This is a genomic window from Tianxiuia mixotrophica (assembly GCF_050596425.1).
Lineage (GTDB): Bacteria > Bacillota > Clostridia > Peptostreptococcales > Acidaminobacteraceae.
The window spans coordinates 3,352,379-3,374,069 of record NZ_CP192292.1 but is presented as its reverse complement, the minus strand read 5'-3'; the positions used below and the strand labels follow the sequence as shown (position 1 = coordinate 3,374,069).

Annotated in this window: 24 protein-coding genes; 23 read left to right on the top strand and 1 reads right to left on the bottom strand. The window is 33.6% G+C overall.

Going from position 1 to position 21,691, the window contains the following annotated elements:
• Window positions 1–209: 209 nt before the first annotated feature.
• The 3 genes from ACQ4KW_RS14940 (at window position 210) to ACQ4KW_RS14930 (ending at window position 2,135) form a co-directional block, all read left to right on the top strand.
• Complete coding sequence (locus ACQ4KW_RS14940) at window positions 210–1,313, top strand: nucleotidyltransferase domain-containing protein (protein ID WP_430883289.1); 1,104 nt, start codon at window positions 210–212, stop codon at window positions 1,311–1,313.
• Window positions 1,314–1,316: 3 nt separating this feature from the next.
• Window positions 1,317–1,583, top strand: coding sequence for a CD3324 family protein (locus ACQ4KW_RS14935; protein ID WP_430883288.1), 267 nt, complete (start codon window positions 1,317–1,319; stop codon window positions 1,581–1,583).
• A 207-nt stretch (window positions 1,584–1,790) separates the two neighbouring features.
• Window positions 1,791–2,135 (top strand): hypothetical protein, encoded by a 345-nt coding sequence (locus ACQ4KW_RS14930; RefSeq protein WP_430883287.1) that lies wholly within the window; start codon window positions 1,791–1,793, stop codon window positions 2,133–2,135.
• A gap of 257 nt (window positions 2,136–2,392) precedes the next feature.
• On the opposite strand, the gene ACQ4KW_RS14925 is transcribed toward ACQ4KW_RS14930, so the two are convergent.
• Complete coding sequence (locus ACQ4KW_RS14925) at window positions 2,393–2,743, bottom strand: DUF805 domain-containing protein (RefSeq protein WP_430883286.1); 351 nt, start codon at window positions 2,741–2,743, stop codon at window positions 2,393–2,395.
• Window positions 2,744–3,233: 490 nt separating this feature from the next.
• On the opposite strand from ACQ4KW_RS14925, the gene ACQ4KW_RS14920 reads away from it, so the two are divergent.
• The 20 genes from ACQ4KW_RS14920 to ACQ4KW_RS14825 all read left to right on the top strand — a co-directional run bounded on the left by ACQ4KW_RS14920 (window position 3,234) and on the right by ACQ4KW_RS14825 (window position 21,577).
• Entirely contained in the window at window positions 3,234–3,935 is a 702-nt protein-coding gene (locus ACQ4KW_RS14920) for a lysophospholipid acyltransferase family protein (protein ID WP_430883285.1), read from the top strand.
• 248 nt (window positions 3,936–4,183) lie between these two features.
• On the top strand, window positions 4,184–4,693 hold the full coding sequence (locus ACQ4KW_RS14915) for an HIT family protein (protein WP_430883284.1): 510 nt from the start codon (window positions 4,184–4,186) through the stop codon (window positions 4,691–4,693).
• 732 nt (window positions 4,694–5,425) lie between these two features.
• Window positions 5,426–6,091: a hypothetical protein gene (locus tag ACQ4KW_RS14910; protein ID WP_430883283.1), complete on the top strand. Its 666-nt coding sequence runs from the start codon at window positions 5,426–5,428 to the stop codon at window positions 6,089–6,091.
• Between the two features lie 180 nt (window positions 6,092–6,271).
• A complete protein-coding gene (locus ACQ4KW_RS14905) occupies window positions 6,272–6,736 on the top strand; it encodes a GNAT family N-acetyltransferase (protein WP_430883282.1) in 465 nt (154 codons plus the stop codon).
• Window positions 6,737–6,924: 188 nt separating this feature from the next.
• The gene (locus ACQ4KW_RS14900; RefSeq protein ID WP_430883281.1) at window positions 6,925–7,953 is read left to right on the top strand and encodes a hypothetical protein; all 1,029 of its coding nucleotides are present in this window, start codon (window positions 6,925–6,927) and stop codon (window positions 7,951–7,953) included.
• A gap of 145 nt (window positions 7,954–8,098) precedes the next feature.
• Complete coding sequence (locus tag ACQ4KW_RS14895; protein WP_430883280.1) at window positions 8,099–8,536, top strand: hypothetical protein; 438 nt, start codon at window positions 8,099–8,101, stop codon at window positions 8,534–8,536.
• A gap of 120 nt (window positions 8,537–8,656) precedes the next feature.
• Entirely contained in the window at window positions 8,657–9,358 is a 702-nt protein-coding gene (locus ACQ4KW_RS14890; RefSeq protein ID WP_430883279.1) for a class I SAM-dependent methyltransferase, read from the top strand.
• A 114-nt stretch (window positions 9,359–9,472) separates the two neighbouring features.
• Complete coding sequence (locus tag ACQ4KW_RS14885; protein ID WP_430883278.1) at window positions 9,473–9,847, top strand: DUF2809 domain-containing protein; 375 nt, start codon at window positions 9,473–9,475, stop codon at window positions 9,845–9,847.
• Between the two features lie 112 nt (window positions 9,848–9,959).
• A complete protein-coding gene (locus ACQ4KW_RS14880; protein ID WP_430883277.1) occupies window positions 9,960–11,015 on the top strand; it encodes an amidohydrolase family protein in 1,056 nt (351 codons plus the stop codon).
• A gap of 511 nt (window positions 11,016–11,526) precedes the next feature.
• Window positions 11,527–12,225, top strand: a complete 699-nt coding sequence (locus tag ACQ4KW_RS14875) for a hypothetical protein (RefSeq protein WP_430883276.1) — start codon at window positions 11,527–11,529, stop codon at window positions 12,223–12,225.
• 181 nt (window positions 12,226–12,406) lie between these two features.
• Complete coding sequence (locus ACQ4KW_RS14870; protein ID WP_430883275.1) at window positions 12,407–13,183, top strand: class I SAM-dependent methyltransferase; 777 nt, start codon at window positions 12,407–12,409, stop codon at window positions 13,181–13,183.
• Window positions 13,184–13,222: 39 nt separating this feature from the next.
• The gene (locus ACQ4KW_RS14865; RefSeq protein WP_430883274.1) at window positions 13,223–13,849 is read left to right on the top strand and encodes a Type 1 glutamine amidotransferase-like domain-containing protein; all 627 of its coding nucleotides are present in this window, start codon (window positions 13,223–13,225) and stop codon (window positions 13,847–13,849) included.
• A 368-nt stretch (window positions 13,850–14,217) separates the two neighbouring features.
• Entirely contained in the window at window positions 14,218–14,937 is a 720-nt protein-coding gene (locus tag ACQ4KW_RS14860; protein ID WP_430883273.1) for an HAD family hydrolase, read from the top strand.
• Between the two features lie 71 nt (window positions 14,938–15,008).
• Window positions 15,009–15,269: a hypothetical protein gene (locus ACQ4KW_RS14855; RefSeq protein ID WP_430883272.1), complete on the top strand. Its 261-nt coding sequence runs from the start codon at window positions 15,009–15,011 to the stop codon at window positions 15,267–15,269.
• Between the two features lie 618 nt (window positions 15,270–15,887).
• Window positions 15,888–16,364 (top strand): DUF5698 domain-containing protein, encoded by a 477-nt coding sequence (locus ACQ4KW_RS14850; protein ID WP_430883271.1) that lies wholly within the window; start codon window positions 15,888–15,890, stop codon window positions 16,362–16,364.
• 234 nt (window positions 16,365–16,598) lie between these two features.
• Window positions 16,599–16,796 carry a cold shock domain-containing protein gene (locus tag ACQ4KW_RS14845; protein WP_430886582.1) on the top strand — a complete coding sequence of 66 codons (198 nt, stop codon included), beginning with the start codon at window positions 16,599–16,601 and terminating at the stop codon, window positions 16,794–16,796.
• Between the two features lie 277 nt (window positions 16,797–17,073).
• Complete coding sequence (locus ACQ4KW_RS14840; RefSeq protein ID WP_430883270.1) at window positions 17,074–17,907, top strand: hypothetical protein; 834 nt, start codon at window positions 17,074–17,076, stop codon at window positions 17,905–17,907.
• Between the two features lie 251 nt (window positions 17,908–18,158).
• Window positions 18,159–19,421, top strand: a complete 1,263-nt coding sequence (locus ACQ4KW_RS14835; protein ID WP_430883269.1) for an adenylate/guanylate cyclase domain-containing protein — start codon at window positions 18,159–18,161, stop codon at window positions 19,419–19,421.
• A gap of 124 nt (window positions 19,422–19,545) precedes the next feature.
• A complete protein-coding gene (locus ACQ4KW_RS14830; protein ID WP_430883268.1) occupies window positions 19,546–20,532 on the top strand; it encodes a MerR family transcriptional regulator in 987 nt (328 codons plus the stop codon).
• 181 nt (window positions 20,533–20,713) lie between these two features.
• Complete coding sequence (locus tag ACQ4KW_RS14825) at window positions 20,714–21,577, top strand: AAA family ATPase (RefSeq protein WP_430883267.1); 864 nt, start codon at window positions 20,714–20,716, stop codon at window positions 21,575–21,577.
• Window positions 21,578–21,691: the final 114 nt, after the last annotated feature.

Genomic DNA, 21,691 nt, shown 5'->3' with positions numbered 1-21,691 from the left:
AGCGAATTTGATGTTATGAAATAGATGGGGGCATTGGATATTGGGGGGAACGATCTGAACCATGAGGATGTTACCGGGAAAATTTTGTATACTCAATAAAAGTAATTATATAAAATAAGTCAGACGAGTTCTATGCATATTCAAGCTAATCAGTATGTTCTACACTAGTTATAGGCAAGCAAAAGTGTATTGGTGGGGAGGAACAGTAAATGATGGATTTAATGAAGATTACTGAGATAATCAAGGATAAAATTGAAAAAAATTATTCGAATGATGTAGCGATATTTGCATATTACGGTTCATATGCTACTGATGAAGCGACAGAAAATTCGGATATTGATTTTTTCTATATACCAAAAACAGAGAAAAGTAATGCATTAAGCATACAGTTTATAGTAGATGGAATTGGTATTGATCTTTTTCCAATTTCTTGGGATAGAATTGCGAGAATAGTATCATTAGATCAACCACTAACTTCAGTAATTACAAAGTCTAAAGTACTTTATGCTTCTAGCCCAGAAGAGAAAGAAAAGTATTTTTTTCTTAAAGAGAGACTTGAGCAATTATTCTCTAATGAAAATATCGATTACATGTTGTCAAAAAGTCAGGATTATTTGGCGGAAGCCTGTACAAATTTGTTTAGTGTGCAACAAAGTAATGGTACAATAAGCGATTTGAAAATTGAAGCCAGTAAGTTAATATCGAATGTAATGCTTGCTGTTGGATACTTGAATGGTACTTACTATAAAAAGGGTATTGGTAAAGCTATACAAGAATCATTCACGCTTGAAAAACAGCCGAATGATTATAAGTACTTAGTTGATTCATTAATGAAATCAACAGATATTGATAAGCTGGGTAATGATTGTGAAAGACTCATTTCAAATTTACGTATACTAATAAATGATGAATTAAAATCCAATTCGCAGAAAGAACCTTATGAGACACTGTTCATAGGTTACTATGAGGAATTGAAATCTGTAATAAGAAAAGTAATCAATGCATGTGATAATAACGATTATTACACAGCGTTTTTTAGAGCTGCTACGATCCAAGATGAAACAGCACAATTTATATCTAAAGCAGAGAATGGTGTTTGGTATAATGCAAGGTCCTCCTATTCAGATTATAAGAATGCAATTGAAGACTTGTTAGAAGTGGATATTATGGATAATCAAAATGACTTAAGTATGTTGAAAGAAAAGGTTCTTGAATTTGATACAAAATTGAGAAGATTGCTTACTGAAAAAAATGTTGAAATCCTAGAATTTTCAAGTATTGAAGAATTTAGAGCATACTATGCTGGTGTATAGATCATGAGTTATAAAAGCGCAGATAAGGTGTTGCCAAAAGAGCTTATGAAGGAAATCCAAAAGTATATTCAAGGCGAGTACATATATATTCCAAACACAACAAGTTCAAAAAAAGGTTGGGGAGTCAAATCAGGCATTAGAGAGGAACTAACAAGTAGAAATAATAAAATACGTAAAGAGTACTCTGAAGACTGTGATATTGATTCACTATCTGAAAAATATTACTTGTCCGTAAATACTATAAAAAAAATTATTTACTCAAAAAAGTAGTTTTTGAATTGGGCTTGATAATGAGATAAAACGACAAAGTCATCACATAGCATGTCAATTCCTAACACGCCCTGTGTTATACAAAATGGGGCGTGTTTTATTAACTTTTGAATGTTAAAATATAGAAGAGTATATATAAAGTGGGGAACGATCTTGAACCATGGGAACCTTAAGTAAAACAATTTCTAAACTATTCGGAGGTGAAAATTGAAATATTTGATACGGGGTTTGATGCCAACTGTTTATATTTTAGTTGTGGAGCTAGTGGTTTACTTGATACTTTTTAGGAATACCAAAGTGGCATTATATGCATTTTTATGGACAGCAATTATGATTGGGGCATTGTTATTAAAAATTACTAATGTGGGGCCAATTAACAATCCGCTTAATGTAATGAATGCCAGACAGTACACAAACTTGTTCATAATTAAGAAATTGTTTCCATCAAAATCAAAAGGTTCTGAGGTTACATCATCTGATAGTATTTTTGAGATAGTGTGTTATATATTGGTCATAATGGTTAATTCTCTTATATTATATGTTTATGGATAATCGTAATTGCATCCCCTAACACCTATGTGTCCCGCCATTCGCCTAGTGGTGATGAAGTTTAAGAAGGTTGCGCATTGAAAGACTTTGATCATGCTGAAAGTGTTGAAATAGTAGATTAAACGACCATGAAACGTGGGAACGTTACGTAACAATTCGAAATTAGATAAAATGTGAAAACACAGTATCGCTAAGTTAATAGCAATACTGTGTTATGTGTCAGTATCTCATATGAAATTTCACAATATATAGGATTGTTTTTAATATGACTGTAGCGGATCAGTTCCATATGAGTTGGTTCCGCCTTCACCTTTAAAGAATCCAAAGAGAATACCAGGATATAAATTTACAATTGGAATGAGCGTAAGCCAAACAAAATGTCCAGATTTACCAAGATCGTGCGCCCTTTTAATTTGAACGCAAATACTAAAATAAGCACTTGGAATTACTATAGCTAATATTAATACAATACCTAGAATAGGATTTTGAATTAGATCTAAAAGTCTGATCGAGACATTTGAAAAAACACTTATTCCGATTGAATAACCCCAGTATTGAGAACGACTGAAACGCCCATCAAAACTTTTTAGTTCATTGAATAAATTCTGCATTAAAATGAAGTCCTTTCTGTGGTGAATATTAGAAAAAATATGGTAAAAAATAACTGTAATAGTAGTATCTAATAGAATGGGTGTAAAAGCAAGAAAATATTTAATTTTGAAGAATGAAATTGTATATAGACAATTCAAATTGTGATGTAACACATCGTTGTCCCACCACTAGCCCTGTGGTTATTTATCTTATTTGGGTTTCGTGGCGAAATGTTTATACGACGTTGAATACGTTGCAATGGCTGGGCAAACTATCGTGAGCCGTGGAAACCTTACATAAAAACAATTCCACAGTATAATCTATTAGAAACTTAATGAATAGCAATGAAAAATAGGAGTAGGGCATGGTCATACTGATAAGCGGCGCCAGTTGTACTGGAAAGACATTATTATCGAAGCGCATAGTAGAAAATTATAAAATTACATATTATTCAATAGATCATTTGAAAATGGAGAGGTAATTCAAGTGTTCATCAGGAGGAGTCATCATATGATATCAGCAACCTCAGCAAGGTTGATAAATTGTTTGCCGGATAGATTAGTTACATACATATCTAGAAAAGTTGTGGATAAATACATTAATAAATATGCCAAAATTGACATTGCTGGAAGGGAGAACTTAGAATTAATCGAAACGCCAAGTATATTTGTGTGTAATCATTTAAGTAATTCAGATGGACTAGTTTTAGAAAAGGCCCTCAAGGTCATCGATCCAACTTTTGTGGCTGGTGTTAAGCTGTCTAATAACGATGTAACAAGTATAGGAAGTAATATTATTAAGACCACTAATATTAAACCTAATACCGCTGATCGGGAAGGTCTTAAGAAAATAATTAAGCTTGTTAAGAAAGGCGAAAGCTTACTTATTTTCCCTGAAGGTACGAGAAGTAGAGTGGGTAGCTTAATTGAAGCAAAAAAAGGAATATTGCTTATAGCAAAATCGACAGGCGCACCAATCATACCTATTGGATTGTATGGAACAGAGAAACTATTGCCTATTAATAAAGATGGGGACATGAGTTCTGAGGCGTTCGATTATGCAGATGTATACATCCGGATTGGAAAACAGTTTGAGTTGCCAGAAAGAGCAAAAGACCAGAAGCGAAAAGAATACGAGAGTTATGCTATAAAATTTATCATGTCGAGGATCGCAGAATTACTACCAGAAGAGTACAGAGGATTTTATAAGTAGTTGGATTAGTTTGGGGGATTAGGTCCTTAATGTTTGGAACTATAATTGCCATCATATAACACAGCGATATTGTGCCATTTGCCTGGTGTTGACGTTTCTTTTAAATGTTCCGAAGTAAACGGCCGTGTAGGTCAAAGTCATGCAGTAGAAGGCGAACGTTCATGAACCGCGGGAACGTTATAAAGATAATTTTGACTAAGATTGTGTTGAAAAAATAGATGCTTTGATTAACTAAGAGGAGTGTGAATATGTACATAAAAGCTTTGACGGAAAATGAGAAAGAGTTAGTTAATCAGAGGTTTGAAAAAATAAAGGAGCTGCAAGAAAAGGGCATTTGTTTTGGCTGCTATAATTTTGAATCTGGTGATATCTTTCCTGATGATGGGCTGATTTTCTATGAGGATGAATTAATAAGGTGTCAATTCGAGAAGTATCCACGTGTAAATGGTCAGACTATAATTGTTACGAGAGAGCATTATGAAGACATATCTGAAATGCCTCTTGAATTGGGGACTTACATATTGAAAGTTTCAAATGAGATCATAAAACTACATAAGAAAATTCTTGGTGCAGAAAAAGTTTATATGTGTACAATCTGCGATGGAAAAAGAAATCATCTGCACTTTCAACTATTCCCTCGGCTAAAGGGTGACTCCATAGGCTATGGTAATTTTGTTAAAGAAGAAGGCAAGCTTATGGATTATCATGAGTCTGTTAAATTATACAAATCTGGACTTAGAGAATTCCTAAAAGAATAGTCAGTGAGTATGAAAATGTAAAAAGTGTCTCATTACAGGTCTATTTCCAACATACGCATTGTGTTTACTAGTTTTGAATGTGCCATAGAAAATGTTTATAAGACATTTTGGAATCTTAAAGGGAGAGTATTCATCTTGAACCGCGGAAACGTGATAGTGTAGAAATGAATAATTAAATCGGTTATAGGCATGTGCATTAGAATATGTCAATAACCGATTTTCCTTAAATTTAAAGGATGGCATCAAAGTTTATATCACTAAATGCACGGTTATGCAATCTAATAAGATACAGGTTATCAAAATGTAATTCATTACATGAAATAGATGTTATACAGAATATTTGAAGTAGAATGTCACGATCTAATAAGAATATGCGATCATATTTTTCTTGACCAGTGAGACGTTAAATGTGCTTGCAAGCTAGAATTTTATCATAAACAAGGGTGATAAAATGGAGTCCCAAAGCGGCATGAGTAATAGAGTATGCAAGAAAAAGGCCGTCATTGTCCACCATATAAAAGAGTGGTTCCCAGCACTAAAACCGGTCACCCTTTTTACGAGGGTGTTTTTTATGTGGTGCATTGGAAGGAAATGGTTAAAAAAGATAGAATAGTTAATAGTGCGCGTGCAAAAGAGTCGCCGTAGACGCGCTAGGAACTGTCCGGACGTTATGTAACTTTCTATACTGGTTTGTGTAAAATATATACTTTTGAGGATGCTAGGGGTTAAAAGATGAGAAATATCAATAGAAGAGTGTTCGTTTTGGTCCTATTTATCAGTATCATTTTCATAAATGGCTGTACAAGTAATGACAAAAGAGTATTGGAGTTAGTCGTTGACCGTGGTGAGTTCACTAAAAGCAAATACACACCTAATAATGGTGTAACTATAGATAAGGCAAAAATAATTATATCAGATTATTTGGAGAAGGAAGCCGGTGTTAAAGGTAATTTTACCAGCGAGATCGAGGTGAAGGAAATTACCAATTTGGCTATTTGGGAAAGTAACAATCACCAGGTGTATAGAGTGACAATTGATTATGCTTGGTTAGATGGAATTATAGTATTAAAAAACGGAGTGGTTGAAAAGTTTTTATGGGGTCAAGACATTATAGATGTAATCGCAGCAGATTTAGATAAAGATGGCGATTATGAAATATGTATGAGTTCAAACTTTGGGTCAGGATTTGTACGAAGTTTACTGCTCGTATATGATTCAACATCAAATCAAGAATATAAACTAGAGAATAATGTGGAAAATTGGGATATCAGCATTGCATCAAATGTGGCAAGTACAGAAGTTCTTGTCTATGGAAATGAAATGAATGGAAGAGAAGAGAACAAAAGAGTTATAGGAAAATTGCGAATTGAAAATGAAAAATTGATTGTTGTAGATTGAGTGCCGTATAAAATGCTACAAAACACAGCGGTGTCCCGCCATTCGGCCTGTGGAAACTGAGGTCTTGAAATGTTCCAAATATAATTACTGTTATATAGCTGAATGCATTGCAATAGAAGGTTAACGACCATGGACTATGGGTATGTTAGGTGAAATCGTTTACTAAGAAGGAATGAGACAATGTATAGAATATCAGAAGAGTTGAGTAATGAGCTCAAAGTAAACTACATAGAGAAGATACTAAGATCACTACCTGAATGGTTTGAACTAGAAGAAGGCATTAAAAAATATATTGAGGAAGCTAAAAAAACGACATGTTATATATCTGAATCAGATGGTAATGTAAACGGCTATATTAGTGTGAAGTCACATAATAGTGATTCAGCGGAAATTCTTTCAATGGGAGTTTTAAAAGAATATCAAGGTCATGGAATTGGGAGAGACTTGGTTGGGACTGTTGAAAAAGCGTTGAAAGAGAAAGGTATAAAACTTCTTCAAGTAAAAACGCTTGGACCATCAGCAAACTGTGAACACTACGAAAAAACAAGAGCGTTCTACATATCAATCGGGTTTTATAGCTTAGAGGAAAATTATGAAGTGTGGGGTGTTGAGAATCCATGTCTTATCATGGTTAAGATGATATGACATGGATAATTTCATATACGTAAAAGACACTACATAACACAGCGGTGTCCCTCTATTTTCACTGCATTGAATTCGTTTACGAATGTTTCTAAATAAATGATTGTGGTGAAGCTTGCCGTATTTCAAGAGTACATGCAAACTGTCTGAGTTTTGACTATAACTAAATAGTTATATAAGGAGGTGCATCAATGAAAAATATAAAATTGGTGATGATAATTATTATTGTGACACTCACTGCTTCATATGCATTAATAACATCTTATGATGCCGACACACCGAAAGAAGATTCACTTCAGAGTCCTTATGATGAATTAGATATAAACTTAGAACAAGAAATATTCGCAGACATCTATAATTTTCCTAATAGCTATTTTATTACTGACGTTGCAGTTCATGAAGCAAGTAGTCAAGTTGATGGGGATGTTGACATTGCAATTAAAGAATCTCATGACTACGAGGCAATATATGAACTTATTGGTTTTCAGTGTTTGAATACGACCGTCAGTGAATCAATTAGCACAGAGAATAATTATGACTACGTAGTCGATTTTAAATTAGGTTATGCTGGTGGACATAGAAATTTTAGTATTTCACTTGGTGAATCTTATTTACTGGTTTCACTAGTCAGTGAATCAGAACAACTAATAAAGCATGAAATCAGTCGAGACAACTACTTGAAATTGACTGAGTTGCTACATATAGAACCAGATAAAAGTATAGCAGTTGTTAAAGATAATCTAATAAGTGTGGACGAGCATATTCCATTTATTTTGAGTGACGAGGAAAAGATTTTAAAGTATCTAGTGCTTAAGGATAGCAATTCTAATGATATTCCACTCCTATTAAAAATCGAGTTAGAGCTAGAAGACTTAGGAGATCGCAAATCCATCCTGAGTTCAATCAAAAATATGAATATTGATCTATTTGGAGTTTCTTCATTTGAAGAAAGCGGAGAACACAGTAATGGTAATTACTACTGGGAGAAAGCCTTCATACTAGAAAATGACCAATCAATATCAACAGTCGACCGAGAAAATCTGGCTGAGTTGAAATACTTAGAAAATCAATTTAGCGAAATTAGAATATGGGATAAATCTGAAAATGTTGTAACGTACAACTCAACATACCCACTAGAGAATTATATCGTAAAAGTTGGAATTGGAAGAGATCCTGAATCTAAGCAAGTGTATTTAAGTGTGAGTGTTGAAAACGAATAGAGTAGTAAAGTTAGGTTTTCATATATGAAGACAAAATCTTATATCTTTAACCTTATATCTTTAGACGAAGGCACATAAACTGTTCAGACATTATATATCAGTTATATAGGCCTTAAAATTAGAGACTTATTGAGAGTTGGTAAATATGAAAACAAGGACCAGTAAGCAAGTGGTATTGATGGTTGCAATTATTATAATGTTGTTTCTAAGCTATAGAAGTTTTGAAGTGACGAAACTGTATGACTTAGGAGAATCGCAAGGAAACTTAGAGCTTGAACTAAAAGAACATATCGTTATCGGAGTAAAGTTTTTTCAGATAAAGTCTATCATGACGGAAAATACATATTATAAATCAAATGTGTGGAGAATAAGGAAAAAGCAATCTGAGCCTTTAGATATGTATACATTTGATGTTAAGAGAGTGCCTAATGATGATGAGGTTTTTCGTTACTGGACAACAATAAAATTGAGCTATGATCTTTCTTACATTTATGTAGATGGATCAAAGATGAATAAGCATACAGGCCGTAGTTCTTCGGAAAATTTTGAAGGTCGTTTGTTAATGGAAGAGAAAACCTATTAAACCGTCATATAGCACGAGGAAATTTCGAAGCTCGCCAGGGTGTGCGTGGCGGTTCATATCAAGAAAAAAGTTGATGAACGAAATCAATTTGATCCAACAATATAGAAAACTGGGGGATAAATGAAAAATACGAATATGCCCACTTGGGAATCACTGCAAAAGAGAATGATATGGGATCAGCTAAAGTTTATTAAGAATAAAAAAATACTAGATTATGGCAGCGGTGAAGGATACACAGCGAATCATTTTTCACAAATGAACAAAGTTACAGCAATTGAGCCTTCCGAAGTTGCTATATCTAATCGCGTGTGTGAAAACGAGTACAGGCAAATTAAAGGGGGGCTTGAAGCGCTAAAAAAAATTGAAAGCAAGTCATATGACGTGATTTTTTGCCACTTTGTTCTTGGATATACAGAAGATCGATCAGATATTTTGGCTGAGTTTGAAAGAATTCTAAAAAAAGATGGACTCCTTTCTATCATCAAACATAACCGGATTGGTCGGGTTATGCAAATGGTGACGCTTCTAAATGATTTTGAACATGCAGACGAATTACTTGATGGAAAACCAAGTGTAGCACGGAAATATGGGACAATAAACTACTATACCGATCAAGAGTTATTGGAATGGTCGAGAAAATTTAAAGTATCAAAAATTTATGGGATTAGAACATTTTGGGCATTGCAGCAAGAGCAAGAGATACACACTGATCCTGACTGGCAGGATAAAATGTTGAAAATGGAAATGAGAGTTTGTGAAATCGAGGAATATAGAGCGGTAGCATCATTCCATCATTTAATTTTACATAGGAAACCATTGTAGTTTAGCAATGAATATTGAGTTGTTTTCAAGTGTGAGTTGAAAGAATATCTGAACATATGATGGGGATATAAAGGATTATTAATAATCGGTTATTAATAGAAATCAGGTGTTGTGGTGTTATCAAAGAAAGCAAAAATTTTGGTGAAAATTGCAATGACTATAATGGTAGGTCTGTTAAGTAGACAAATAGAATGGATTCCAGTTTTTGTAGGGGATATTTTATATGCAGTAATGATGTACTTTATAATAGAACTAATTTTGTTCAGGAAAAAAAGCCTTATTGTGGCAGTTTTCGCACTCTTATTAACATATTTAATAGAGTTTTCCCAACTGTATAAAGCGGATTGGATTATAGGAATAAGAAGTACATTGCTTGGAAAGTTAGTGTTAGGGCAAGGTTTTCTCTGGTCAGACATTTATTCATATACATTTGGGATTATTCTTGTTTATAAATTATCTCAGCTAAGTAAAACAGAGGAAAAGTATTAGTGATTTCAAGATAAAGCGGGCGTTTTGTAGGTGTTGCAATAGAAGGTGAATGAAGGTGTACTCCAGTAACGTTATATTGCCATAAAAACACCAGTTAGTTAGGGGCATGAAAATGTATAATAGCAAATCTGAATTACTGAATGATTTTCCTGAGCTATACTTAACAGAGTTCGGAGATTTTGCAGTTAAAAAATCACTCGTAGAATCATACGAAATCATAGACTTTCATTGTCATCTATACAACGGAGCGAAAGGTTTCGTTCCGAGGCTAATGAGAAAAGAACATGAGGATATGAATAAATCGTTTTTCGATCTATCTTGTTATCCTATAAGCATCAAATGTTTTAATTTCAGTCATGTTCTTTTTACAAGCTATCCTCATGAGAAATCAGCGCTTGGATTAATCAAGACTGCATATGAACTTTCGGGAATAGGTGGTTTTTATTCAGCGATTACATTGTCTACTCCTAAACGAATGTTAAGAGATATGAAACTGAATAATATATCAAAAGCGGTGGTGCTGCAATTGAATACACCAGATTGTGATTGTAGTCAAGAAATGAAGTCAGTCATATCCCAGTATAGTGATTTTGTGAGTTTTGGGTGCATACATCCACATGATAAAAATATTGAAGAGAAAATAGAAAAGAATTTAAGTTATGGCGTTCGAGGTTGGAAAATTGCACCTCATGTTATAAATGAAAATATTGATTCAGAAAAAACGATTGAGTTAATGAAGTTACTACACGAGACAGGTTTACCAATTATATCGTGTAGTGGACGAGCCTTACCATATAAGGATGTATATAGATTGCCAAAGAATCTACAACACACAGTAGAATCGCAAGTTATTAAGCGGTTTGAAACACTCTTAAATGTCATTCCAGACCTTAATCTGATTTTCGCGCATGGTGGGCTATATCAGTCAGATGAATTAATTGAGTTGATGAAAAAATATCCTCAAACCAATTTAGATATTAGTACACAACCGCCAGCAAATATTGAGAAATTCATTAGGCATTTAGGGAGTGAGCGCATTTTATATGGAACTGATTATCCAGCATTTAATCATGCGTTTCCAATTGTCTCTGTTTTGAGAGCAACGAGTAGTGACATAGAGAGACAAAATATATTTTCATCAAATGCAAAACGATTACTTAAGTTGTAGTGTTTAAGAAAAAATTCTTGATAACTTGAATGGTCAGAAAGTGAAAAGTAGTTCAGATGGTTTCTCTGGCGTGGTAGTTGAAGTCGCTCGTTAATCATAATGTATGTGTTTAACTCAGATATGAAGTATATGAATTGCCAAAGTGTCCAACCGGTGATTGACTAAGCCAAAAGGTTGAGTAAACATGTTTCTGGAACAAAGTTAAATAAATGATACTATATAAGTTCGCTAATTGTCGTCATTCTGGCCAGTTGAGCGAAGACATGCTTTTAGCACGACATTAAAAAAGCACATTTGTGAGAAAAATGTGTGTATTTCTGGAAAAAGGGATACTCACTATGTTTAGTTTGGTATAAGTTTGAGGTGTGAAATGTCTAGGTAGAACAACATGAACCATGACAATTTTATATAAAATCAGCAGCCGAGTTAGAGAGTATAAAGAAGTGATAATATATCAAAATCTATATGATAATTGATACTTAAATAATGAAATGAAGAAAAGGTGGATCGTATGGAATATACTCTTAAGTATTTATTAGAGAACTCGAAGTTACCAGGAAGACGTGCAAACTTAGAGCTTCTCTATGATTTTGAAAAATGTGCAACAGAGAAAATTGTCTTAGATTGCTTGGCTGTAAAAAATCATGATCTGAACAATACTCCAGAAGAATTTGCAATTATGTGCGGAGTGGTAGGTTATTGCAAAGTGAATAAAGACGATGTTTGTGGTGTTTTTGATTTCCTAGAAGAGTATGCTCAAAGCTATAGCTGGAGAGTCAGGGAATCGGTCGCTATGGGAATCCAATCTATGCTCATTTTAAACGAATATAAATCTTTGGAAGTGATAAAGTCTTGGTTGAATAAAACACATTTGCACCAAAGAGCTATGATAGCTGGACTTTGTATACCAAAACTGCAAACTATAGAAATAATATATAGAGAAACTGCAATTATACTAGAGCAACTAATGAAAGAAGTATTAAATTGGAATGGACAATTGAGTGAAGGTCAAAAAGCACTGCGCAAAGCTTTGGGATATTGCTGGAGCATAGCAATTGAAGCTAATCCAGATAGTATGAAATTAGAGTTTGAAAAGTATCTTAGGTATGAGAACAAACACATCGTATGGATTGTGAGATCAAACTTGAAGAAGAATAGACTAATTAAGTTAGATAAAAAGTGGGTTGGTAGATTAACGAATGAGAAATAAAATTTCTTTGACAATGGCACTGCGTTACTATAGTGGTTATGACACGGAAAACGGCTGCTAACTTTTTATTATAGATCATTTCCAAACACGTCCCTAAATTATATATAATGTGGCGTGTTTTATTGATCAACAAATGTTAAAATATAGAAAAGAATATATAAAGTGGGGAGAGTGCTGAACAATGGAGAAAAAGCATTTGTTTAATGAAATAGCAGAACAGTACGACAAGCATCGGGCTAGGTATAGTGAAGCATTATTTGAAGATATTTTTGATTATAGCGGTGTGAATAGCAATAGCGATGTCTTAGAAATCGGCTGTGGCACAGGTATTGCAACAAAGCCTTTTATAAGAAAAAAATGTAGATTAGAAGCCATTGAAATAGGCAAGAATCTTGCTGAGTATACTATAAGGAAATATTCAGATTATGCAAAATTTGCAGTCAGAACCACATCTTTTGAAGACTTTCAGTCGGATAAAGAAGGATATGATTTAATTTATTCAGCGACAGCATTTCATTGGATACCAAAGAAAATAGGTTACAAGAAGTCATACGATTTGTTGAAAAAAGAAGGGGCTATAGCACTCTTTTGGAATAGACCGACAATAAGCGATTCCAATATGGACTTAAAGGACGAAATACAATTATTGTATAAGAAACATCTTGGTGAGCTTGATTCACAAAGAGTTAGTCAAAGCAAAGAAGAAATGTATTTGCAAGTGGACTTGGAACTTGAACGTTATGGATTTGAAGATATACGAACAAAAATTTATCAAAGCAGTCGAGCCTTGACTGGCGAAGAATATGTAGACCTTCTATGCACATATTCAGACCATATGGCATTGAGTGAAAGCTTGAAAAATCCATTTTACAATGACATAAGAAATGCTATAAGGGAGCACGACGATATAATCGAAATACTAGATACAGCAGATCTGCATTTAGCAAGAAAGCAGTGATGGTTCAGTATTAAACAAAATTAATCTTGGAGGAATAAAATGAAATATTATTTATCATCTTTCAGAACAGGAAATAGGGTAGATAAACTTGTTGAAATGTCAAAGCTGACAAATAAAAGAGTCGCTTTTATTTCAAATGCCATGGATTACATGTCTGATTTAGAAACACGTTCAATTGTAGAAGCTCATGACAAGAAGGATTTAGAAGAACTGGGCCTACATGTGGAATCTATTGATCTACTCGACTATTTTAATAAACAATCAGAGCTAAGGAAAAAGATGAGGCACTATGATATTATTTGGTGCACTGGCGGGAATAACTTCATTCTATTAGAAGCCATAAGACGTAGTGGCCTGGAAAAAGTTATATATGAAAGAAATTCATCAGAAAATAGATTCATATATGGAGGGTTTAGTGCAGGTGCAAGTATTTTAGGACCAACTTTGGAAGGCATTCACTTAACAGACGAACCAAACATAAAACCATATGGCGAGACTGAATCTATAAGGTGGGATGGACTGGGAATATTAAACTATGTAATAGTGCCTCATTATCAGTCAGAACTATTCAAAGATTTAGATACCAATTCAGCGATAGAATTCTTAATCAAAAACAAGACATTATTTAAGGCTATAAAAGATGGTGAAGTGATAATTATTGAGTAAGAGGAAAACTTGTAAGTTTTATAATAAGTCGAGTTCAAATTATAAACTATGGAAATATGACAATATATTTGCTGTTTTAAGCGGATGTAAATGAAGTCATGATTTATTAGAAAATGAGATGAATCAATTTGACGACAGATCATTACCAGCTTGGTTTGAGCAGGAAAATGAAGTTGAACATTATATCGTCATCCAGAATATGTAAACCTGTTATAGCACAGACTCATGGTGCTATAAGCGGAGTGTTACATAGTGGGCTAAACACTGGGTGCCTATCAATTAGAGTTTTAAAGCACAAGCATAGATCAGGAACAGAAAGAAAATTGGTAGATGAAATCGAAAATAACAGACACATTATGGAGGCTAACTTGGAATATAAATTAGTGGTATTTGATATGGGAAACACCTTGCTAGATTTTCATGCAGGCAAACATTCGGATGAAGAGAAAGATATGATTGGTTGTAAGAATATAAAAGAATATCTTAAAGAGAATCACTCGGTGAATGTGTCTTCTAAAACGATTAAGTCAGAGCTCATAGATGTTTGGTATTCTGACTTTTATAAACGCCAACAATTAATAGAGCTTGATGTTTGTATCTATGTCAATCGGTTTATGCAAAAAATCGGTTGTGAGAACCATATTGTAAATTGTAAGGCCTTAATGAGAGCCTTTTACAAGCCCTATATGGATGAAGTCATTATCAATAAAGGTGGCCTTGATGCCCTAAAATCAATAGGAAAGACTATGAAGATTGGTGTCATTTCAAATTGTATTCTATTCGATGCATTCTATGAAGAAGTATTCAAAATAAAAGGGCTGTATAAGTACGTAGATAAATTTATCTTTAGTTATAGCCGGCAGATTAGAAAGCCGGACAAAAGACTGTTTGAAGAAATGTTAACTTGTTTTGATTGTGCTCCACATGAGGCTATTATGATTGGTGATAGTTATCAGGCTGATATATTACCCGCCAAGGCTTTGGGCATGAAAACGGTTCACTTGACCCATAAACATAGTAAAGAGAGTGCTACGAATATATGTATAAAAAGCCTTGAAGAAGTTATAGAATCTATAAAATGCTTGTAGCGTGAAACTTGTGTGGTGGCTTAGACACTTTGTACAAACGATTAGAAATGAAAATTTACAAGGAGACAATTATGGATTTATTTAAAGGGATATTCCTTGGTTTTGCAGTTTATTTTGCATCGTCCATAGTATCCAAATACACTGGTATCAATGAGTGGTCATATATTATATGCTTTTCAAGTGGTATTATTATATATACTTCGAGTAAGAATATTTCTGACAAAGACAAGAGAAAAACAGTATTAAAGGCGATAATAGGGGTGGCTGTAATAAGCATATGTACAACAGTATTTATACAGTATATAGGCTCCAATATTGATAAATGGTTTTAGAATCTTATAAATACCCATATAGCCACGGCTTTTCCATTTATGGTGAGCCTAGCAAAATGTATAAAGTTATGATGTACGAACCCTTTTTGGGATCTGTAAATCAAAGGCGCAGGAATAAGAATACTAAATAGATACATCCTAGGAAACAGTGGGAATCGCATTCTACTAGGACAATTTGAAAGTCTCTTGAAAAATCATGAAACATCTAACAGGTTTTGCAATGCATACAGAGGCGAGTGGAGAATATAAATTGGTGATAATAAGCAAATGTTTATTGAAAACTATTGCTCATAGGATGTGAAATAAAGTTCTTGTTAAAGCATTTGAAATATGGTAAGATAAACGAATGCTACAAAAACACTGGAAATGAATTGAAATATATCTTATTTTATCTATGTTACATATCTAATTTATTATTACTATTCTTTTATGCTATCATCTCAGGAATCGATGCCTTTCTTGTTTTCATAGTTTATTCCAAAATCAGACACTGATTTATAGTAGTACCTATACAAGACAATAATCTATTGAAACAATTTTGAAAGGACGTATTTTATTACAGAAAATATTATTATCTCATTGGCAGGACTTTTTTTAATCACATCATTCACGAATATTTTGGCAACATTGAAAACCATATTGGTATCTAAAAAAATCATGAATCCGGTATATCTAGTTGTATTTGTTGATGCCATGATATTTGCAACTGTCGTAACAAAAGTAACAAGCTCCACCGGCTTGCACTATACAATAGCATATGCTTGCGGTAGGACAGTTGGCGTTTTCATTGGAAACAAAGTGGAAGAAAGATTAGCTCTTGGTATTCTCGAAGTTGATATGTTTTTGAAAAACAAACGCAAGATGCTTAAAGTAAAGGAAATGCTATGCAACGAGGGATATACAGTGAATAGTTTTTTATCTAAGGGCTTAAATGGTGATAACCGTTACAAGATAGAAGTGGTTATCAAAAGAAGTGAATTTAAAATACTTGAGGAAATCGTTGAAAAATGTGGTGTGGTTAATCCAACATTAAAAATCAAAAACTTGAGTAAAATTTATGGCAAAATATGCGCAACGAATATAGGTCCAATATAAAGTTGGAAAGTAATTATGTAATTTCGCTTGCAATATTAAAGTGTATGTGTTATGATGTTTTAGTACCTTAAGTGAGAAGCGAAAAACATTTAAATAAAGTATTTTTAATGACCTGATGTCGAATTATTCGTTATTATATCATTTCTAAAATTTTATCTAATTGGAGCAATATCGTTCTTAAATGAATTTTACGCGAATCTGAGGACAATAAAATTTTGGAGGAAACAAATTATGATGAACGGAACAGTAAAGTGGTTTAATGCAGACAAGGGTTTTGGTTTTATTACTGGTGAAGATGGCAAAGATGTATTTGCACATTTCTCACAAATTAACAAAGATGGTTACAAGTCACTTGACGAAGGTGAAGCTGTAACATTTACTCTTGCTGAAGGTCCAAAAGGTCCTCAAGCAGAGAATATTACATCTAAGTAATTAAATAAAAATGAAAAGAGTTGATCATATCTATGATCAACTCTTTATTTTTTTTTGTATAAAGTATAAATACTGACAGTTTTCGTTGAAAAGGATAATTTCTCCATATCAATTACAACAATGTCCCTGAGCACAATAAAAGGGTGTGTTTTTTTACACCTCAAATGTTAAAATATAGAATAAGTTATATATAGTGGATGGGATAATATGTTAGCCTTTTAAGTGTAAAAACAGGCTTAATTCTGGATGGTTAAATGAATGAAGGGAAAGATGCATAATGAAGAAAAAACTGAATACATGGCTAATCGCTGTTATATGCATATTGCTTGTTGGCATCGTGGTGAAAATCAATGAACTGAACAATTATATAATACTCTTTGAAGAACAACAAAAGGAGTTAATGCTGGTTGAATCGTTACTTAATGCTTTGAATGCGCGAGAAAAACTGGAGGAAGATAATTCTCAAAAAGAAAAAAGTAATGAAGAAAAGCAGAAAGAAGATAAGGTTCAAAACACAGTAACATATAAAGGCGAGACTGATACAGTCACAAGCAAGAAGGATGATTCAAATGTCAGTCATGAAAGTGATCTGATACGATATGGATCATATTTGAAAGATTTTAAAGACATATATATTAAAGAAAACTGGACACAAGATCAAAGAGAAAAACTTCTAGCTTTATATCTGTTGATTCTAAAGGATCAGGATAGCGTGAATAACTACTATGAGTATTTAAATGAAAGTCCAGATATAACAATAAACGCCTTGCTGGAAGGTCGGTCACTAACTAAATCAGATTATCAAAGTCTTATTCAACTCAAAGACATACCTGATGGATCGGTATCGGATGCAATTCTTTCTTATATTAACAAAATTTTTATAGAAGATAGCGAGACCCTATTCAAGGTCAACTATTATTCATATAGTGACCCTAAAACACTAAGTGAGTACATTTTTCCATACGACAGGGATGTCTATAGTCAAGCATATAAAACCGAAATGTTGAGAAAATATGATGAGATTATTCAAAAAAGTGACCTCGAAACTTCCTTTCGAGACTATGTAAAGAAAGAGAAAAAACAGGCTAAGAAACAGTTTGGAATGAAATAATATAAGAGGTGTCAGATAAAATCTATCTTTACATGCGAAACATACTTTAAATTAAAGACTTCACTTTATCAATAAAGCAATGTATCAATTAAATAATGCATTAATTGAGAATAAAAAACTTGGAAATGCTTCTTGATGAATAGCAAAGGCAGAAAGAATGGTGTCCTGGTTTAAATAATTTCAATGAAGGATACATCTATAAGAGATTACAAATTAAGTGGGTATAAATACACAAGAGTGGGAGGTTTTTTATGAGAAAGAAACTGAGTGCGTTTATTAATGAACTCTTGTTATACTCAGGCCAGTATGCCCTGTTTTATATTATTATGAACTTTAGCAACTCTGGAATAAAGTATTTTGAGTATAATGCCCATGTGTACCTTATACTGGCCTTGATTTCCCAGACCTATATTTTATATAAATTTGGAGAGCGTGCGAGTGTAAGGTTTATGGGGAGTTTAATATGTCCATTTATTTACACTGTATTTGAAATACATGAATTTAGTGATTTTATATTAAACATTGGCCATTTTTTCTTTTGGACATTTTCCCTTATGGTGGGTCTTCTCAGTGCGCTTAAAATAAAGAGTAAGGGGAAAATTAGATTGGCTCTTGAATTTACAACTGTTTTTATGAACGTTGTTATATTTATTTTCATATATATGTATTTTGATATTAAACTAGGTCAGGCGAGTTTAAGCACTCAAGTGGCCGATGAATACTCAAGTGCCTTATCGGTCAAGAATATTGGCAAGGAAACAATCAATTTTTTGTCTGACCGAGCCCATATTTATATTACAGTGGCTGGTCTTGTTTTGGGAGTCGGGTTGGGGATGAGCCAAGTTAAGGTCATCAGACTTAAAGATAAAATACATGATTTATTTGGAAAATATGTGGACACCTCGATCCGGGACACGCTCATCGAAAATGATGGGGTCTACAATGAAAAAAGAGAACTATGCATATTATTTTGTGATATTAGAAATTTTACGACAGTGTCTGAGAAAGCTGAATCATCGAAACTTATAAAATCCCTGAATCGTTATTTTACTTTATGGGAAAAGACATCATACAAGCATGGAGGGGTTATCAACAAGTTTATAGGAGATGCGGTTATGATCGTATTCGGCTTGAATGGTTTGGAGAATCCTGAAAGTAGAGCTGTTGAGTGTTCTAAGGAAATACTGAAATCACTAGAGATGCTGAATCAAGAGCTTCACGAGAACGCCTTAGTGAGCTTTGAAAAGATTGGAATTGGTATTCACTCTGGCAAAGTGGTTCTAGGAAATGTTGGAGGGGAAAACCGAAAAGAGTTTACAGTCATAGGCGATGTCGTGAATACAGCCTCTCGCTTAGAAGCATTAACAAAGAAAATAGATCAAGACCTGTTGATTTCTCAAGACGTTTATGAACGATTATCAACTGCTTATATGTCTGACTTTGCATATTATGACTCTGTAGAATTGAAAGGCAAATCAAAAGCACTCAAGGTCTATAAATACAATAAGCAGTAACCTGTACAGATATATGGACCTTAGGAAATGTGGAGCAAATTATAAAAGTCCTATTGACTCTTCCTTTAGGGAATAGTTTATATTATAAGTATCATGACGGCGAGGAAATAGGAGGGGAACTTTAATGAATGATTTAGTCAAGATTAAAGATGTAGCCAGCAAGTATGATGTGACTGCTCGAACGCTGAGATATTATGAAAGCAAGGGGCTTTTGTCGAGTACAAGAAGTGATGACTATGCATATAGACTCTACGATGAGAACGCTGTAAGGCGACTTGAACAAATTCTCATTCTACGTAAACTAAACATCAGTATTAAAGACATTCAGCGTGTGTTTGCAACATCTGACACTGAAGTTGTTTTGGATGTTTTGGGCAAGAAAGTAGAAAACATTGATGATGAAGTGGCCCTACTTCATGAACTAAAAGATATTGTACTAGATTTTATTCATGAAATAGAGTCAGTTAATTTCGCAAATAACTCAGATATTAAACTTCTCTATAATAAGGCCAAGGAACTCGAAATTCAGCTAACAAGTGCTGATTATGGTGGTAAAACGTCAAAAATTAATCGATTGATTAAAGTAACAGATGAACTCGACAAAAAAATTCCTGACATATTGGTTGTTAAAATTCCAAGTTTCAAGGCTGTGACAACAAAAGAACAGTCATGGGATGATATGTTCAGTGATGGGGGGTACATGTACCAGTTGTGGCAGCACTGCCATCTTTATGATCCTGTTATATTTGATTGTTTTGATTTTCTTATTTCAAGGGGAGATAAGGCTGAATGGATTTGCGCATTAAAAGACAATGTCTGTGCACAAGAGGTCACTCCATTTGAACCTATTGATTTTCCTGGGGGCATTTATGCCATGGCTGTGAGTATAGATGAAGACAACGAAAGTATAAATAAGGTAGAAGGCAAGGTTCGCCGGTGGATTGAAAACACTAATTTTGAAATCGACCAAAGTCGGGATGTGATGTTCAATATGCCTTATTTATACGAAGATGGTCGGGACCCATCCTATAAGGATATTGAAAAGGGCCTGGGCTACAAGCAAATGCAGAGGTACTTTCCATTAAAACTCAAGGAAAATCAATCGTTATAAAATTTGTTTTATGAAAACATAGGAACGTCCTAAAGTTTGAATCTATAGGGCGTTTTTATTATATCCAGAATGATGAGGAGACGCTATGCTATAGAAGTTATACTAATCTGTAATTTTTTCCAGTATAAAATAGTTTATACTTAAATAAAGAAGAATAACGATATTTTAAATGGAGTATATTATGATTTATCTTGAAAAATTCACCTTCCCAAGTAAAGATGAAGAGTTCATGTTCTTTATGGAAATTAAAAGAAAATGCTATACGAGTTTTTATCCATTTCAAGTTTTTGCATACCACGAAAAACTAGAGTTAGATTTTGAACCCATTACAATACTCTATGGTGGGAATGGTTCAGGGAAATCCACAGCGTTAAATGTCATATCTGAAAAGCTAAAGTTAAAGAGAGAGTCGGTTTTTAATCGTTCTAGTTTTTTTGAAGACTATCTGGAACTTTGTCATTACCGGCTTGAAGATGACATACCTCAGGAAAGTTCTGTGGTGACCAGTGATGACGTCTTTGATTATGCCCTAAATATAAGACATATGAATATGGGCATTGACCTAAAGCGATCGGAAATGTTTGAAGAGTATTTAGAAGCAAAATATTCAAAATTTCAAATGAGATCACTTAAAGATTATGACCGCTTAAAGCAGGTGAATCAGGCAAAGGGTAAAACCCAATCAAAATATGTAAGGGATAATTTAATATCTAATATTAGAACAAATTCCAATGGAGAGAATGCCTTTAAGTACTTTCAAGAGAAAGTGACGGAAAATGCAATTTTTGTATTAGATGAGCCTGAAAACAGCCTGTCTCCTAAAATGCAAATAAAACTGAAAAACTTTATAGAAGAATCGGCAAGGTATTTTGGCTGTCAAATAATAATGGCCACACATTCTCCAATACTCTTATCTATTGGAGGGGCAAAAATTTACGATTTGGACAGTCAACCAGTTGAGATAAAAGCATGGACTGAGCTAGATCATGTTAAAACCTATTATGAGTTTTTCAAAAATATTGACATGGATTCAACGGGGACTTAATCCCTAGAATAGGCTTTAGGAGATGCTTTTTCTATATGAAGATGTTAAAATATAGTATAAATTCAATATAATTATATATTTATATATGAGAGACATTTTAAAAACTGGGCATCA